Source organism: Paenibacillus sp. WG02, from assembly GCF_055396115.1.
In genome coordinates this window covers 2,076,131-2,092,728 of sequence record NZ_AP036016.1, presented here as the reverse complement: position 1 = coordinate 2,092,728, position 16,598 = coordinate 2,076,131, and the positions used below count along the sequence as shown (strand labels likewise).

At 45.0% G+C, this 16,598-nt stretch carries 15 protein-coding genes, 1 pseudogene and 1 riboswitch; of the genes and pseudogenes, 3 read left to right on the top strand and 13 right to left on the bottom strand.

What is annotated here, in order from left to right:
- Positions 1-4: 4 nt before the first annotated feature.
- The 6 genes and pseudogenes from ACBP55_RS09890 to ACBP55_RS09865 form a co-directional block, all read right to left on the bottom strand.
- A complete protein-coding gene (locus ACBP55_RS09890) occupies positions 5-1,078 on the bottom strand; it encodes a sialidase family protein (RefSeq protein ID WP_464651161.1) in 1,074 nt (357 codons plus the stop codon).
- Between the two features lie 20 nt (positions 1,079-1,098).
- The gene (locus ACBP55_RS09885; protein ID WP_464651159.1) at positions 1,099-2,697 is read right to left on the bottom strand and encodes a type 2 periplasmic-binding domain-containing protein; all 1,599 of its coding nucleotides are present in this window, start codon (positions 2,695-2,697) and stop codon (positions 1,099-1,101) included.
- Positions 2,698-2,715: 18 nt separating this feature from the next.
- Positions 2,716-3,600 carry a carbohydrate ABC transporter permease gene (locus tag ACBP55_RS09880; RefSeq protein WP_464651157.1) on the bottom strand — a complete coding sequence of 295 codons (885 nt, stop codon included), beginning with the start codon at positions 3,598-3,600 and terminating at the stop codon, positions 2,716-2,718.
- 13 nt (positions 3,601-3,613) lie between these two features.
- Entirely contained in the window at positions 3,614-4,522 is a 909-nt protein-coding gene (locus ACBP55_RS09875; protein ID WP_464651155.1) for an ABC transporter permease, read from the bottom strand.
- Positions 4,523-4,883: 361 nt separating this feature from the next.
- Positions 4,884-5,544 (bottom strand): annotated as a pseudogene (locus ACBP55_RS09870) (FusB/FusC family EF-G-binding protein).
- A gap of 238 nt (positions 5,545-5,782) precedes the next feature.
- Positions 5,783-6,517: an MBL fold metallo-hydrolase gene (locus ACBP55_RS09865; RefSeq protein WP_464651153.1), complete on the bottom strand. Its 735-nt coding sequence runs from the start codon at positions 6,515-6,517 to the stop codon at positions 5,783-5,785.
- Between the two features lie 82 nt (positions 6,518-6,599).
- Here ACBP55_RS09865 and ACBP55_RS09860 point away from each other — a divergent pair, with 82 nt between their 5' ends.
- From ACBP55_RS09860 to ACBP55_RS09850, 3 genes are all read left to right on the top strand, one after another.
- On the top strand, positions 6,600-8,342 hold the full coding sequence (locus tag ACBP55_RS09860) for a sensor histidine kinase (protein ID WP_464651152.1): 1,743 nt from the start codon (positions 6,600-6,602) through the stop codon (positions 8,340-8,342).
- A 74-nt stretch (positions 8,343-8,416) separates the two neighbouring features.
- Positions 8,417-8,515, top strand: a riboswitch (purine riboswitch).
- Positions 8,516-8,572: 57 nt separating this feature from the next.
- Positions 8,573-9,997: an NAD(P)/FAD-dependent oxidoreductase gene (locus ACBP55_RS09855; protein WP_464651150.1), complete on the top strand. Its 1,425-nt coding sequence runs from the start codon at positions 8,573-8,575 to the stop codon at positions 9,995-9,997.
- A 181-nt stretch (positions 9,998-10,178) separates the two neighbouring features.
- Entirely contained in the window at positions 10,179-10,547 is a 369-nt protein-coding gene (locus tag ACBP55_RS09850) for a LytTR family transcriptional regulator DNA-binding domain-containing protein (RefSeq protein ID WP_464651148.1), read from the top strand.
- 108 nt (positions 10,548-10,655) lie between these two features.
- Here the strand turns inward: ACBP55_RS09850 and ACBP55_RS09845 are convergent, their stop codons facing one another.
- From ACBP55_RS09845 to ACBP55_RS09815, 7 genes are all read right to left on the bottom strand, one after another.
- Positions 10,656-11,054 (bottom strand): hypothetical protein, encoded by a 399-nt coding sequence (locus ACBP55_RS09845; RefSeq protein WP_056836124.1) that lies wholly within the window; start codon positions 11,052-11,054, stop codon positions 10,656-10,658.
- Between the two features lie 114 nt (positions 11,055-11,168).
- On the bottom strand, positions 11,169-12,437 hold the full coding sequence (locus ACBP55_RS09840; RefSeq protein WP_464651146.1) for an MFS transporter: 1,269 nt from the start codon (positions 12,435-12,437) through the stop codon (positions 11,169-11,171).
- A complete protein-coding gene (locus ACBP55_RS09835; protein WP_464651144.1) occupies positions 12,434-12,883 on the bottom strand; it encodes a MarR family winged helix-turn-helix transcriptional regulator in 450 nt (149 codons plus the stop codon). The genes ACBP55_RS09840 and ACBP55_RS09835 overlap by 4 nt, the downstream gene beginning before the upstream one ends.
- A 132-nt stretch (positions 12,884-13,015) precedes the next feature.
- Positions 13,016-13,183: a hypothetical protein gene (locus ACBP55_RS09830; RefSeq protein WP_464651142.1), complete on the bottom strand. Its 168-nt coding sequence runs from the start codon at positions 13,181-13,183 to the stop codon at positions 13,016-13,018.
- A gap of 580 nt (positions 13,184-13,763) precedes the next feature.
- Entirely contained in the window at positions 13,764-14,849 is a 1,086-nt protein-coding gene (locus ACBP55_RS09825; RefSeq protein WP_464651140.1) for a lactonase family protein, read from the bottom strand.
- A 222-nt stretch (positions 14,850-15,071) separates the two neighbouring features.
- On the bottom strand, positions 15,072-15,689 hold the full coding sequence (locus ACBP55_RS09820; protein ID WP_464651139.1) for a DUF2238 domain-containing protein: 618 nt from the start codon (positions 15,687-15,689) through the stop codon (positions 15,072-15,074).
- Positions 15,690-15,774: 85 nt separating this feature from the next.
- A complete protein-coding gene (locus ACBP55_RS09815) occupies positions 15,775-16,578 on the bottom strand; it encodes a VanW family protein (RefSeq protein WP_029196599.1) in 804 nt (267 codons plus the stop codon).
- Positions 16,579-16,598 lie beyond the last annotated feature (20 nt).

Below are 16,598 nucleotides of genomic sequence, written 5' to 3'. Positions count from 1 at the left end.
TTTCTTAATTGCAGGCCTTATTAACCAGTTGCTTCAAGGAAGCATGCTCGGATACACATGTCCCTGCCTCAATATCTTCTTCGGTAAACACTGCCATCAATATTTCTTTGGCTTTGTCCCGTTCCCTATCATAAATGACATAAATGATGCCTTCTCGATCCTCTACACCATCGGGGTAGGAGATGTCTGCCCTTTCATCAAGGACTAGCCCGCCCTTCCATGTAAGTCCATCATCCTCGGACAGCATCGCAGTCAGGTGACTTCTTCCTTTAAACCCGTAATGGTTGACGAGCAGCAGCCGTCCTGATTGCAGTCTACGGATGAAGAAACGAGAGCTGGGACCGCCGAGCACAGTTGGCTTGCCAGGCGACCAGGTGCGACCGCCATCTAGGGAGACACTTTCCCCGATACCATAGAAGGTTCTTACCAGCATCCAAAGACTTCCATCTCCCCGCTCAACAAGCATATGCTCGTCGAAATGGCGATTCGGAATGTCTGCTGAACCTCTCAACTGGAAGGTAGCTCCCTGATCTGTCGAAACGTATACATTCGAAAAGGCTTGCTCCGGCAGCTCATTCAGCGGTGAATCATGGCATGCCCAGACGGCAATCGGCAGCAGCCATTCTCCATTCTTCAGCACAGTTGGTTTATTCATCATAATACCATCTGCAATGCGTCTAGGACTAGACCAGACCGGATCGTTGACTCCCGGATCCGCGCAGACTGAAGCCCATACCCCGCAGCGCCCATCGTACCAACTATAGCTTTGGGACCAGAATACCCATAAACGTCCCGAAGGTTCCTTCCACAAGCACGGATCGAAGGCTCTCACCTGATCCGGCGGATCGATCACATAAAGCAGATCAGACCAGGTCTTTCCGCGATCTTCGCTCCTCACGAGTGCGACGTAATTGCTTGGGCCCTCTCCTTTGCCCCCGCTATAGAATGCCGCCCACAATCGGTTGTCCGGAGCGCATTCAATACCGGGGATTCCTTGCCACAGGCGATCTCGGTAGCGATCCCCGCTTACGGACTGAATCGCCGCCCCTTCCAACGCCAAATCATAATTGGGCCTCATGGCGCTTCCTCTCTTTCTGCCTAATTTCGTTTGTAGCGATCATAGGCGTCTTTTTGAATTTTCATATATTCATCCAGTCCCATTTTCTTGATCGTCGCGACATATTCATCCCACTTGGAGAATGGCGCTTTCCCCATAATGAATTGCGTCTGCATTTCACCCACGTAAGTGTGGATATCATTGCTCAAAGCTTTTAGACGATCATTTTCCTCTTTGGTAAACAAGAACGCAGGCCAAATTTCTTTAGGCACGAACGGCTTCAGTTTGTTGGCCGCATCAATAACCTCCGGCATTCCTTCTCCGGTATCCCAAGCGAAGCGCTCTTCACGAACAATCGGGTGCACAGAGAACGGCGAAACAAGCTCGCGGGAAATCGTTTGATCCAGGGTCAAACCGTCCTTATTGTTCACAATATCCTGAACGAACCGATATTTGCCATCCTTCATCTCGTAGGTTTTGCCTTCTACGCCCATCCAGTATAAAACGGCTCCGTCCCCATCCAAAAAGTAATCCGCCCAACGCATCGTGGCTTCCGGCGCTTTGTTGTTTTTGGTGATGACGAAAGCTCCTTGATTTTGCAGGACAGGGCTAATGCCGCCCCAGTTCTGATCACCGAATGGGCCTTTCAGCGCTGCGCCCAAACCGGCATAATTCGTTTTCAATTGTCCTGCAGGCACGACATTAATATTTGAGAATCCTCCCACAAGCCCTTTGGCGATTTTGGCTGTAAGAATGGTTGCATTGTTGGTGAAAATTTCTTTATCCAGCAAGCCTTCCGAATACAGCTTGTTCATGTATGTCAGCATATCCTTGTATTTCGGATCCGTCTGCATGAAACGCATGGCCCCTGCTTTATCATCATAATCAACATAGGCGTTGGCATTGCCACGACTGTAGAGTCCCCATGCTCCAGCTAAAGAACGCAATGTATTGTTGATATCTGTACTGCTCAGCGGAATACGTTCCGGATCCTTTGCCTTGAAGGCTTTGAGCACGTCGTAGAGCTCATCCGTTGTCGAAGGCATCTTCTTCCCTGCTTCATCCAGCCATTTCTGATTGATGAACATTTTGGTGCCTATTCGGTGTGTGATATTCGATGACATTTTGGGAAGTCCATAAATTTTGCCATCAGGAGCGGTGATTCCTTTGAGCACTTCCGGATTCGCTTTCAGGATTTTGGAGAAGTTAGGTGCATACTTATCGATCAGATCATTCAATGGAATAAACAAACCTTGTTGTCCATAAGTGATCATATCCTGCGAATTAATCCCTCCGCCGTAGAAGGCATCCGGAATATCATTGGTGGCCAGAAGGAGGTTCTTCTTCTCCTCTAGACTCGCTTGCGGAACTAGGTTCCAATCGATATGAATGCCCGTTCTTTTCTCTGCTTCTTTCCAAAGAATCTTGTCCTTCCATTCCCCTTGAAGCGGTGATTGGCCAGCCATCATACGAAGCGTAATCGGCTGGTTGACGATAGGCATACCCGTTTCATTCAGCGTCTTGCTTGCATTTTTTGCTTGCTCGGTCGGCGTCACTTTATTTGTATTCGTACAAGCCGCCAATACACACGTGGCCAAAATGACGACAAAACCTGTTTTCATAGATTTCATAGTATTCATTGTATGGATCCCCCTAATTTAGCCTTTGATAGCTCCAATCATAACCCCTTTAACGAAGTAACGTTGGAGAAATGGGTAAAGTAATAAGACGGGCAAACTGGAGACGATAATGACGGCATATTTCAAGCCCTCCGTCAGCATAAGTTGGTCAACCGACGTTTCCGAGCCGCTGACCATGCTCCCCATCTGATTTTGCAAAAGTATTTGTCTAAGAATTAATTGCAGTGGGTATTTCTGAGAATCCGACAAGTAAATAAGTGCATTGAAAAAAGAATTCCAGTGGCCTATTCCGTAAAATAACAGCATAACGGCAATGACCGGCATAGACAAGGGAAGGATGATGCTCCACAGCATACGCAGATTCGTGCATCCATCTATCTGTGCTGACTCCTGAAGCTCAACCGGAATGCCCTGAAAAAACGTTCTCATAATAATAATATTCCACATCGACACGGCACTCGGTAAAATAATCGCCCAGATGGAATTGAGCAAACCGAGGTTTTTGACCAACAAATAGGTCGGAATCAGCCCACCGCTGAAAAACATGGTAAAAGCAAATATCATCGTCAGCATATGACGCCCCACGAAATCCTTACGTGACAGAGGATAGGCGGCGCCTATGGTCAGCAGCATATTAACGGCAGTGCCCGCACATGTATAAATCAAGGTATTGATATATCCTCTCATAATCCCGTCATCCTGAAAAACACGGATATAGGATTGCACGTTAACCTGTTTCGGCAGCAGCCATACCTGACCTTCAATAACAGCTGCCGGACTGCTGAACGATGCACTTAGTACGAATACAAGCGGATAGAGAACCAGAATAGTCACTAGACTTAATATTAAATAATTAACTACATCGAATACGTGATCGCCTCTGGTTTGCGCAAGTCTGCCCACCTTTGATCCCTCCTTACCATAGGCTTGTATCTGTGAGCCTTTTGGAAATGCGATTCACTACGATTAACAGCATTAAATTAATGACCGAATTGAACAGCCCAACCGCCGCAGAGAAGCTATACTGAGCCCCCAAAACGCCAGAGCGATATACATAAGTGGAAATAATATCGGATGCACTGATATTTACATCATTTTGCATCAAGAACACCTTCTCGAAGCCTACCGCCATAATTTGTCCGCATTGTAAAATAAACAGAATCATCACGGTCGGCATAATGCCCGGCAAATTGATATGCCAGATGCGCTGAAGCTTGCTTGCCCCTTCCAGGGTGGCCGACTCATGCTGCTGAGGATCAACACCGGCGAGCGCCGCAATGAATAGAATGGAATTCCATCCTATATTTTGCCATACACCAGAGAAGACATAGAGTGTCTTGAACCAAGACGGCTCCGCCATAAAATCAATCGGGCTCCCTCCTGCCCATAGAAACAATTGGTTCACCAACCCGGTCTTAGGTGAGAGAAAAATCGCCATCATGCCTACCAATACAACGGTCGAAATAAAGTGAGGCGCGTAAGTAACGAGCTGAATCGTCTTTTTGAACATAACCAGCCTGATTTCATTAATCAGCAGGGCGAACAGCACAGATAAAGGGAAGCTAATGATTAAATAGTAGACACTGATTACTACTGTATTGGTTAGCAGCCTCTCAAAATAATACCCTTGAAAGAAGCGCTCAAAATGCTGTAAGCCCACCCATGGGCTCCCCCATATTCCCTGCACGGCATTGAAGTCCTTGAATGCAATCTGAACCCCATACATAGGAATGTAATCAAACACAATGACATACAACAGGGCAGGCAAAATTAATAGATACAATTCCCAATTTCGACTGATTCCTCTAAGCGATACTCTGTTCACAACTCTGGTATCCCCCTTTCCGATATCCTGTCATTCTGTCTCTACTTGCCTCATATCTCATTCCTATCCTCTACTGCTCATCCGCATCTTCCTCTCTTCTGCGATATACCCCCATCTTAGAGCGAGCACCAAAAAACTGTATATAGAAGTCTGTTGACCTGTATGGTTTATTGATTACAATTGCCTGCACAATGCAGCGTTTCTTTTTGCAAAGATAAGAGTTTAATGACATATGGAAGAAATCAGCCCAGGTACTGTAGGACAATGCAGATGCAAACACAAAAAAGCGTTGGCACTTGTGCCAACGCTGATCCTTATTGCTAAATCTAATTCGCTCCGATATTCTTATACAGCACGTCAATTACGGACCAATCAACACGCCCTTTATGAATTTCTCCAACACGGCAACATCGGTTATATTCTTATTGCAAGCCTCGCTGTTCACACACAAGTAATTGCCGATTGCTCTGTAGTAATCAGACGTAGCGCTTGCCGGCTTCCATTTGGTCTCCGCGGTAAATAACGCAACCTCTTCATGCCGATTACACACAAAGCAAACGCCTTTCTTATTCGTCGGCGTATAATTCCCTTCTATTCCAACAAGTTTCCCGTTCAGATGATAGACGAGGAACAATTTATTCGTCGCGATATCGATCCAGCCGAGATACGTTACGTACCGATAGTCGATGGCCGTTAAATCGGGCACCTTCAATTTTTTGATTTTGGGAAAAAGCTTCTTCAGACTGATTTTCCGTCACGTGCGCAAATTCCGCCAAATAAGGCTCCAAGGAACGCAAATAGTGCTGAAACTCTCCTGCTGTCTGCAGCAGTGTTATATCCCCCAGAGCTTGCTTTTGGAGTTCATTCGCATCCGGGAATACCTCGTTTAGTTTAACTTGCGCATTATATCGCACCGACTCCACCACTTTCCGATCGGAAACGGAGTTACAGGTACTTTGCAGCAGACTGACCTGCTTCTTAATATCATTATATTGATGGTTTCTAATGAATGGTTGATTCATTGCTTTTCAGCCCCTTATTTTTGATAAAAACAAAATAAGTTGCAAAGCCCCATTACTAGAAACGATTTAAGCTTTCTTGGGCGATCACGACTTCCCAATCACCCCATGCAAAGATCGCCCTAATGAAAGGCTTTGCATGAGTCGTTACTTATTCCGGCAAATTGATTTGCCATATTTACCGCCTCCCTTGTAAGAACTATTATAAAGGAGGTCCTGTAATAGCTGCAAGATTTACAAGCTACGAATACTCTAGCAAAGGCTCAGCAAGCCGAAGTTTATACACCTGATGAAACTTTTCCCTAAGCTTCGGCTCCAAATAATCATCCACATAATGCATAAGAATCATCTTCGCTTGAATGAATTCCGGCAGCGTCAGCAGTTCTTCAAGTGACGTATGCGACGGCAGCTGATCATCCTGCATATGGCATTCGTGATAAATGGTTTGCACCTCATCGGCAATACTTCGAATATAGCTTTCATCCAACCTGTTATCCCCGCTAAAGTAAAAGAACGGCTTGCATAGAAGACCGTAACTGAGCATGTCCGGCACATGCAAAGTAGGGACAAGCTCGAAGTTCACACCCGATACCGCAAACTCTTTTTCCACACATTCAATGTCAAAATAGTCCTCAAACGCGCGCTTGCCCCTCGTTGTCAGCTCCAATCCATGACGCAAGATTTGCCACAAATCGTCTTTTAAACCGGTTGGCACATAAAGCTTCGGCTTCATTCTGCCCGGGTACACTCGGTGAAACAAAGCGAGTTTCTGCAAGCCATTCACATGATCCTCGTGCAGATGAGTAATAAAAATATGTTCGATCTGATTGAGCTTCATTCCCAATTGATGCAGCCCAAGATGATTAGACTCAGGGAAATCTATGCAAAGATTCGTATCTGCAAAAGTAAGAAGAGCACTATTATGCCCTTGCTCGACACTGAAACCGTCTCCGCAACCCAGAAATGTTATTTTCATAATACCTCCATTTTTCGTGTGTGATTCTATGTGTTTTTATACTATGATAGTTGGTAGATATGGCCATTTTTAGGAGGATAACATGAACAAACCACACAGGCTTAAACCGAAAATCCACCTTCGCTCCTCGATCTTTATCCTGATGATATCCTTAATAATTGTACTACTTACCGATAGCGTATTCTACTATTATACGAAGAGAATGCTAACATCTGAGCTTGAAACTAAACTGCAGCTTATCGCCGATAACGTCGCCATCTCCATTAAACATTCCAAAACGGGCGAGAAATATGTTGAAAATCTAATCGGTCAAAATCTGCGTACGGCTTCCTTAGCTGCCCAATACCGACTCGATCCCGACATTGAGAAAGTGAAGAATGAAGACCTAACCGTTCTCAGCAAAGAGTTACTGATCGATCATATTACGCTAATGAAACGAAGCGGTGATGATATTATTGGCTACAAATCCTCCGAGCCTAAGGAGATTAATATGAGCACCAAAACCTGGAGAAGAGATTGGTTTCAAGCATTCAATCAGCTTCTAGACACCAAAGAAACAAGTGTAGAAAGCGGGCAATCGCTGCCTCATTATTGGTCAGGTCCTATGAACACATCGATGTCAAACCCTCAGTTTGTTGATAAATGGGGCTATTATTACGATGGCCGTACGAATTATATACTCGACCCTTATGTACATGATACGTTCTTCCGAGACTATCAACGGGAAACGGGTGTGGATGCCGTTATTAATGAAATGATTCATGGCTATACTAACCATGGCGTCAAAGAAATTGCCGTCTTTAATACGCCGATTTTCCTGAAACAGCAGGAACAGTATAAAAAGGAAGGCTACACGTGGTTCACAGATCGGGAGATCTTGTTCGGGTCCTACACGATGAAAGATGTTCGGGATCAAGAAATGGTTCAAGCCGTTATGCAATCGAAGCAAACCAAACAGCTAATCACCACAATCGACGGAAAAACCTTTCTCAAAATGTTCTTTCCGCTTCAACTGGATTCCCCTGTTGTCATCGGTCTGACAGCCGATTATGAAACCGTACAACACTCAATTCAACAGCAGCAAGTAAACCTGCTCATTCTGATCGGATCAACCGCACTCATCGCATTCATCCTAGTCATTCTGAGCATCCGCTTCATCAATCGCAATCGTGAAGCAACCGCGGAAAGCATCCAAGAGGTTTACGTTGATCATATCGGTTCACTGTTCCGTTCCATGAAAGAGCAGCGTCATGATTTCAATAATCATGTGGCTACGATTCATTCCCTTGTTCATTTGAAAGAATATACGGAATTAGATCGTTACACCACGGAGATTATTGGTGAAACGACCGCTTTGAATGACATTATTCAAATTAACGTGCCCGCTTTATGCGCGATTGTGCAATCTAAGGTCATACAAGCCGTCGAGCGCAAAATTACATTTTCCCATGAAGTCAGTAACTTAAATCAGATCAACCTTGGAGCTGTCAAAGCAACTGATTTGGTTCGAATCATCAGCAATTTAATCGATAACGCATTTGATGCCGTTACAGTTTCCAAAAAGGCAGAGGAGAAAGAAGTCCGTTTAACTGGCATTTTGCAAGGAAATTTACTTACTTTTACGGTCATCAATAACGGTGATCCTATCCCAAGCGATCGTCTAAAAAGTATATTCGAGCCTGGCTTCTCTACGAAACAAGAATCAGGACTCCACGCCGGCTTAGGTTTGAGCATTGTCAAGAAACTAGTGGATAAGTATGACGGAACCGTTCATGTCAGCAGCTCAGAAGCCGAAACCAGCTTTACGATCTCCATTGTCGTCTAAAAGAAATTACACGAACATTATTTATTTGACTTCATTTAATGTTCGTATTATGATTATCGAGGCGGTAATTAATAGCCACATACGTATAAATCGTTCGTATATCCTTGAGAATTGGCTTAAGGGTCTCTAGAGGGAGCCATAACTTCCTAGCTACGACGGGTACTTGCTTTCGCATACCCGTGTGGCTGGGTTTTTTTGTGTCCAAAATTGAATGATCCGAGGAGATTGCAATGAAAGCTTATGATTTTATCGTAGTTGGTGCAGGACCTGCCGGTATTTTTGCTTGTTATGAAATGACACTGCTTCACCCTAACGCTAAAGTATTGCTCGTAGACAAAGGCCATGATATTTACCATCGCAGTTGTCCGATTCTGGAAAGTAAAATCAAGCTGTGTCCTCCCCCAGCAGGTAAAAAGGACTTTTCCGGTTGTCTTCCTGCCTGTTCTATTACGGCTGGCTTTGGAGGCGCGGGCGCTTATAGCGATGGAAAATTCAACATCACGACCGAATTCGGCGGTTGGATGACGGATTATTTGGCACCGGCCAAAGTGATCGATCTAATTCGTTATGTGGATAGCATTAATCTACAGCATGGTGCAACAGAGAATATTACGGACCCTACGACTGAAGCTGTAAAAGATATTGAACAGCGTTCCTACGCTGCAGGTTTAAAGCTGCTTCGCGCTCAGGTTAGACATCTGGGAACCGAGCAAAACTTGATGATTTTGAAATCCATCTATGAATATTTGAAAACACGTATCGATATACAGTTCAAGGCTGAAGTTGAAGATATCCTTACCACCAAACGAGAAGATAAGCATGTGATCCAAGGCATTCGGATGAAGGATGGCACAGAAATTCATAGTAAACAAGTGATGTTGGCGCCTGGAAGAGACGGCTCTGCATGGTTAACACAAGTACTCAAAAAGCGCCGTCTCAAAATGTATAACAATCAAGTCGACGTAGGCGTCCGCGTAGAAACCTCGGATGTCGTTATGCGCGAAATCAACGAGCATCTTTATGAAGGCAAGTTCATTTATAATACATCGGTGGGTACACGAGTACGTACATTCTGCAGCAATCCATCCGGTCATGTTGTGGTCGAGAATCACAGCGGCGTCATGGCAGCGAACGGCCACTCTTACAAGGATCCAGCCCTAGGTTCCAGTAATACGAACTTCGCCCTGCTCGTTTCTCATAAATTCACTGAGCCTTTCGATAAGCCGAATGAATATGCGCGTGAAATATGTAAACATGCGAATGACTTATCCAGCGGCGGCGTTATTGTGCAGAAATTTGGGGACATTATGCGTGGACGCAGGTCAACGGCTGATCGGATTCGCGAAGGCTTCCTTGAGCCGACTTTATCTGAAGCTGTTCCTGGCGATCTAGGACTCGTTCTTCCTTACAATACCATGAAAAGTTTAATTGAAATGATCCAAGCACTTGAAAAAGTAACGCCAGGTATCGCTTCTGAGCATACTCTTTTCTATGGTGTTGAAGCGAAATTTTATTCCGCTCGTCCTAAACTTAGTGAAAGTTTCGAAACGGAGATACAAGGCTTGTTCTGTGGCGGTGACGGGGCTGGAATTACAAGAGGCTTGGCCCAAGCTGGAGCTGCAGGCGTCTGGGTGGCACGCAACGTTGTCGTCTAATTATTTCCGGGGAAATACGATTTCTTTCGTCAAAACCTGCTTTTAACTATCGGATCTAACTCATTAGAGTTAGGTCCTTTGGTAATTTTACGTATAAAACTACTTTAAATCTCTTTTAAAATATGGTAAGATGTAAACGTTCTCAATGTAAGCGTTATCATTTTTAAAGGGGGATTACAAAATGAATGTAGCGCTCGAAATCGAAACAAGGAACACCTATGAAGACTTCGCACTTGAGAAGGATATCATGTACTTCCGTGTTGGAGAACATGGGCTCGTCTCTTTCCATGGGAAAAACTATCACATCAAAAAACGCATGAACACCGAGCAAATTCAAGAAATTACTACAAATAGCTCCTTCTTCAAAGTCAACACGGATTGCTATGTGAACACAAGGAAAATTCTACAGATTCAGGATGGTAAAGTGTTTTTCGAAATTAAAGGTGCTGATTCCAAATTTGCTTCGATTACGAAGCTTCGCCAATTCCGACTGAAAGAAATCGTGCAGCAGCACAAGGCGGAAGCAGCTGCAGGAGAAACAGCAAAATAACGAAACCTGACCTTAAGTCACAGTGTTGTATCAAACGACAGCGGCCACGAGGTTATATACGGAAAAGGAGCTAACGAGAATCCTCGCTAGCTCCTTTTTGGTCGAATCCTATGAAATTTTTGCGAGTGTTTCTTGTTGATGCTCACGGATAAGAAAGCGTATGTAGTCGACTGTTGTATCTTTCACCTTTTTGGCTTCTTCCAAAGTCGCGAAGCTGTACTCAGCATGATCTGTGCTTTCGTACTTCTTCAGCTCTTCATAGTTCATTCCAAGTGTGGAGAAGTTATAAACCAGTTCGTAGGGTGTCTTAATATCCACATTTTTCACGAAAATATCTTTGGAAAAGAATGAGCCTTGTTTCTCCACTTTAAAAATCACACGAAACGGCTTGTCTTTATCCGACACAAAGCATTTGATAACAACGTCGATTTCCATCGTTTTATAATCCACAGCGTTCGTAGGTTCCTGCTTTGGTGTATGCATCCATTTTTTCAAAAATCCCAGCACAAGATTCCCTCCCCAATAACGACATGAATATAACTCATATTGTAGCGGATACACCAACAATTGACAATCCAAAAAATGGTTATTTTTGCAATTAAAAATAACATTTCCTCTCATTTATGAGGTAGTTCCTATCTCCCCAAGCGATTTCTTAGAGGATTTCTTCCTATAATTCCAAATAATAATCAGACAAAGCACACCAGTTAACACACCGCAACAGACGAAAGCCCCATTCGCACCATATCGATCTGCGACAAATCCAGCAAAAATGCTTCCTATCGGCGTGGAACCCGCAAATACAAGTGAATACACACTCATTACACGCGCGCGATACTCCTCTTTGGCATGCATCTGAAGGGAAGAATTACTGTTCGTTGCAAATATGATGTTGAAAAATCCGGTAACAGCGAGCAATCCACCGCAGACCCAAACGGAAGTGCTTAGTCCATTTAAGACCAAACAAACCGCCACTACTAAACTAGCAACAATACTTAATTTCAGCATTGGGCCTTGCTTGCTGCGGAATGACATTGTAAGAGCCCCCGCGAAAGAACCCACACCCAGACATGACATTAACGTGCCATACGTCGTCTCTCCCATATGCAGCACACTTTTTGTAAAAACCGGAATGAGTATATTAAAGTTAAAAGCAAGCGTGCCAATCACCGTTACGAGAAGCACAGTCTGCGCTAGCAAAGGATCTCTCGCAATGTAGACAATGCCATCTTTAATTTCCTTCATTATGCCGTCACGTGAGTTCTTCTTCCGAACATAGGGCGCTGCTTGAATATGAAACAATCCATATAGAACAGCCAGAAAACTAACCCCATTAAGCAAGAAGCACCAACCGGCACCCAGCCAAGCCATCATCACCGCACCAATCGCAGGACCAACAATTCTTGCCATGTTAAAAGTCGTAGAATTGAGGGCTATGGCGTTCATCAGATCTTCTTTTCCCACGATTTCTATATTAAATGACTGTCTCGTTGGCATATCCAGCGTGTTATTTAGCCCAAGCAGCAGCGCTAGCACAATGATATAACTGTACTTTACCGTATCCGTCAAGACGAGTATAGCCAACGTAAAAGCTAGAATCATCGCGACCGTTTGCGTGACAAGCAGAATTTTCTTCTTTGGAAACTTATCGACGATAATACCTGCGAACAAGGAAAATAAGAGGATTGGGAGGAACTGACATGCCGCGACAATGCCCAGTTTAAGAGGTGAGCCCGTGATCGTCAGAACGAGCCAAGACTGCCCAATATTTTGCATCCATGTTCCAATGAGCGATACACATTGACCTAGCCAAAGATACCGATAATTACGATGCGTTAATGCATGAAAATGCTTATCGACAAACAGTGAACCTGCAAGCTTCATATTCATGGCTCCACCTGCTCCTCTGCGAAACGGGACGCATTATCTCCCATTCTCTCCAAAATCGTCAAAGCCAGTTGTTTCTCCTCATCCGATAAACCAAACGTTAGGCGCTCTCGCCAATCCGTCAGTACCTTCCGCACATCGCCCTTAATCAGCAGCGCCTTCTCAGTCAGATGAACTTCGTTGCATCTCTTATCTTTTTTACTGACCGTGCGGGTTATGTAGCCTTGCACTTCTAGCTTTTTAAGCGCTTTTGCTGTCGTACCTTTATCAATCTTCAAATAATCCGCCAACTCTTCTTGCGTGAGTCCATCTTCTTTATACAGCGCGTTGATGAAAATATGCTGCCCTCTGCCGATGTCATATTTCTTCAAATGCTCACCAATATACATCTGTCCGTAACGGTAAATGAGTGAGACCCACCTTGGTATCGAATTTCTGTTTTCGATCATAAACATGTCTCCTCTGTTTGAGCAAAATTGTAAAGAGCTTCCGTATCGTTGCACTTGCTACTGTTTTATCATACGCCCGATTAGTTGCATGTGCAACTAATTTTTGGGGGTGATTTAAAAAAAAATTTACATTCAATACCCAACACCAACACCAACACCAACACCAACACCAACACCAACACCGACATCAACATCAACATCAACATCAACATCAACATCAACATCAACATCAACATCAACATCAACATCAACACCGACACCGACACTGACACTGACACCAACACCGACACCAACAAACAAATATAGCCTGCTTTACCAAGGCTGCTTACCAAATTTGCGGCTATATAAGTGAGTTTTAGTTTGAGTAGGAGCATTCGAGGCTTTAAGCATGTTTTTCATCGCTAACGAGAAGTGAATTCATTTTTTCATGCCTTTAACGATGAAAAACATCGTATCAGCATTCACTTTGGTCAAAATACGTACAAACGCCGTCTTTAAGGATGTTTTTCATCACTATGAGGGCAAAATTGGTCTTCTACTTCACTGTAGCGATGAAAATCATCGTTACAGTGAGGTAGAGAAGTCCTAATCCTAGCCGTCCAGCAATCTCAGAGCTGTCGGGCAGTAGTGAGACATGAAGGATGTCTAAATAGGCTCGGAATACGAGCCTATTTCTGATGTTGACTAAGTTAAGCTCCTTTTCCGAGCCTAACTCTTTGCAATAGCCGTGGTAAGCAGAAACTGATAGGTTGAGAAGTCGATTTCCGAGCATATCGCCTGCGAGGACCCTAGTAAGGCAGGAATTGCCCCCTGCCTAGAACGTAAAAAAAGAGCGAACACCCTAACAGCTTACGCTGCATAGGTACTCGCTCTTTGTGTCCTAAAGAAACTTGATGCAAACCGGCCGCGATACCGCTGCCGTTTGCCCTGTTTCACGCAGCATGCCGGTTTCCGCATTAATGCGGAATACCGTAATGCTGTTCGAGTCCTGGTTCGCCGCGAGGAGGAACTCCCCTTGCGGCGATAAGGCAAAGTTCCGCGGCGTCCGCCCGAGCGTCGCCTGCCAACCCACGACCGACAGCGTGCCGCTTTGTCGGTCCACTTCATAAACCGCGATACTATCATGTCCGCGGTTGGATGCATACACATAGCGGCCATCCTCGGAGAGGTGGATGTCCGCGCATGTGCTCTCGCCGCTGAAGCCTTCCGGCAGCGTCGAAATGCTCTGGACCGCGGTCAGAACTCCCGCGTCTGCCTCATACCCCAGCACGGTGACCGTGCTGTCCAGCTCATTGATCGCGTACACGTACCGACTGTCCGCGCTATAAACCAAATGCCGCGGGCCTGCGCCCGGCTTCATCGCCGCATCGCCATGCGGCAAAAGCAAGCCGCTCTTCGCGTCAATGCGGCTAACAACCAGCCGATCAAGGCCCAGATCGGCTGAAATCGCAAACCGATTGTTCGGTGCCGGAACAATCGAGTGCGCATGCGGAGCCTCTTGGCGATCCGCACGCGGCCCCAATGTGCCTTCGTGCTTTACCAGCTGCGCATGCTCACCAAGCCGCCCGTCCGCTTCGACCGGATAAACGGTCACGCTGCCGCTTGAGTAATTCGCTACATACACCATTCGGTTAGTCTGATTCAAGCTGATATAACAAGGTGCAGCTCCATCCGTAGGCTGCTGATTCAACTTCTCCAGCCTGCCGGTGCCGGCTTCTATCGCATAAGCTGCCACTGATCCTCCGAAACGACCATTATACGTTTCGGTCTCGCTCACTGCATACAACATCGTCCGTGCATCATTTAGCGCAAGGAAGGAAGCATTTGGCAAATCGGAGTACGATTCCACCAACCTCATTTCTCCGCTCAATGGATTGAACGCATACAATGAAATCCCATTGGCATGACGCTCATCTGTATAGGAACCCACATAAACATACAATTCTTTCTTTTCTCCTACTGACATTGGCAACCAGCCTCCACGATAGCGACGATTTCTGCTATAAATATTGTCCTATGATCTCATAAACCCTGCTTTTCAATCTCGTTCTTGGTCTCACTATTCCTGCCTTACTATTCACGCAATCTCGTTCTTGTCTCATTATTCCTGCCTTACTATTCTCGCACTTAATCTCTATAACCTACTCTCACATTTCCCTACTTAATCTCATAATCCTGCTTTCTTGACTTAACGACTTGCCCGCACCTTGCGCCATACCGCAGTGAAAATCATAGCCATCACCGCCCCATACAGAGCAAGCTCCATATCGTGGTGCGTATCCCAGGGATCACCTTGTGTTCCGAGGAACAAAATTCCAATCTCAGGAGCCACAAGCAGCGCCACCCACATTTCAATAAGCTCATAAAAGGCCCCCATTGCCAATACGATGACACAGGTAATCACGTAAAGCCATTTACTTGTTAGCCGTGTCCATGCGCTCATCGCTTCCCGAATCGGATAGGCTAGGAGCACTCCAAAACTGAAATGTACCAAACGGTCGTAATTATCACGTTGCGAGTGAAAAATGAACTTCAACCAAACATCCACCCAATTCTCATTGTACGAATAATGAGCCCCAATCGTATGCAGTACCAGGAACAAAGCAATCCATGCATAAGACAGATTTGTAAATGAAAAAAACTTATACGTACTTACAAGTCCAATTAGCGCTGCCCATATCAGCAGATTTTCCAGAACCCAGTCATACCTGCTGTAAGGCTCCACCGCCAGCCAAATCCATATTCCTACATACATAACGATCATCATTTGTAACAACCAGTTTTTCGTGAATGGAATAGTCAGCATGGTTAGTCCCCCTTGTTATTACCAATAAACTCAGGTTACCTCGCCACTATCTTTTCCAAAAGTACTAATTTCAACTAGTACCTTCTTAAGACGTATTGAACAAGTCATACTTCACTTCAGAAAAGTTATGAATCATTTGCTCCTCCGCTGTTAAATTTCCAGTTCTTTTATCAATCACTTTGCGCCAAATCTCATTTTCACGATAGTTCCGGCCATCTTTTTCAAGAAAACGGTGGTTTCTCTCCTCGATATGATAGGCATTCGGTAAAAGCGCGTCACAATGTACGGAGCCTTTCAAATGCTCATCCGTCAGCCACAACCGGAACTGGAACGTATGCTGGGTAGGATTATAAATGCGCAGGTCTATATAATTGTAAAATACACTCGCTCCGCTCCCAAAAGGCAGAACTCGATGATCATCCGGAAATGGATCGAAGCTATGGTGATGCCGCTCCACGACTTGAAGTGGGGTATGCAATGCCATCCAAAACAGTAAATTGCCCAACTGGCATATCCCGCCTCCGACACCCCGCTTCACACCGCCTTGCGATAACAGCAGGCCTTCAATGTAGCCTTTAGCCGACGTTGTTTTCCCAACTAATTTCCAGAAGGAAAAGGTTTCACCTGGTCGAATCACAATGCCGTCCATACGTCCAACGCTGATCCTTAGATTTGTAATTTTGTTTTCCTGTAAAATAGGATCGGAAGAGCCGAGCTTTCTTCGCAGTAAGGATTGGTGCTTTTTGCAAGTATAAGGAAGTGAATGGACAACTCTATGCTTCGCATAGGTAATCGATGGATTCAAATTCAGGAAGTGCCGTTTCAGTCTCAACTGGGCAATTCGCAAGCGATAAAGCACGGGAAACAAGCTTAGTAACTTTTGCTTCATCCCATTCACCTTCCTTTTTC

What these genes read in the sequence shown, in the direction of transcription:
- ACBP55_RS09890 (WP_464651161.1), bottom strand. Translation starts at nt 1,078, where the DNA reads ATGAGGCCCAATTATGATTTGGCGTTGGAAGGGGCGGCGATTCAGTCC.
- ACBP55_RS09885 (WP_464651159.1), bottom strand. Translation starts at nt 2,697, where the DNA reads ATGAATACTATGAAATCTATGAAAACAGGTTTTGTCGTCATTTTGGCC.
- ACBP55_RS09865 (WP_464651153.1), bottom strand. Translation starts at nt 6,517, where the DNA reads ATGAAAATAACATTTCTGGGTTGCGGAGACGGTTTCAGTGTCGAGCAA.
- ACBP55_RS09860 (WP_464651152.1), top strand. Translation starts at nt 6,600, where the DNA reads ATGAACAAACCACACAGGCTTAAACCGAAAATCCACCTTCGCTCCTCG.
- ACBP55_RS09855 (WP_464651150.1), top strand. Translation starts at nt 8,573, where the DNA reads ATGAAAGCTTATGATTTTATCGTAGTTGGTGCAGGACCTGCCGGTATT.
- ACBP55_RS09850 (WP_464651148.1), top strand. Translation starts at nt 10,179, where the DNA reads ATGAATGTAGCGCTCGAAATCGAAACAAGGAACACCTATGAAGACTTC.
- ACBP55_RS09840 (WP_464651146.1), bottom strand. Translation starts at nt 12,437, where the DNA reads ATGAATATGAAGCTTGCAGGTTCACTGTTTGTCGATAAGCATTTTCAT.
- ACBP55_RS09835 (WP_464651144.1), bottom strand. Translation starts at nt 12,883, where the DNA reads ATGATCGAAAACAGAAATTCGATACCAAGGTGGGTCTCACTCATTTAC.
- ACBP55_RS09825 (WP_464651140.1), bottom strand. Translation starts at nt 14,849, where the DNA reads ATGTCAGTAGGAGAAAAGAAAGAATTGTATGTTTATGTGGGTTCCTAT.
- ACBP55_RS09820 (WP_464651139.1), bottom strand. Translation starts at nt 15,689, where the DNA reads ATGCTGACTATTCCATTCACGAAAAACTGGTTGTTACAAATGATGATC.
- ACBP55_RS09815 (WP_029196599.1), bottom strand. Translation starts at nt 16,578, where the DNA reads ATGAAGCAAAAGTTACTAAGCTTGTTTCCCGTGCTTTATCGCTTGCGA.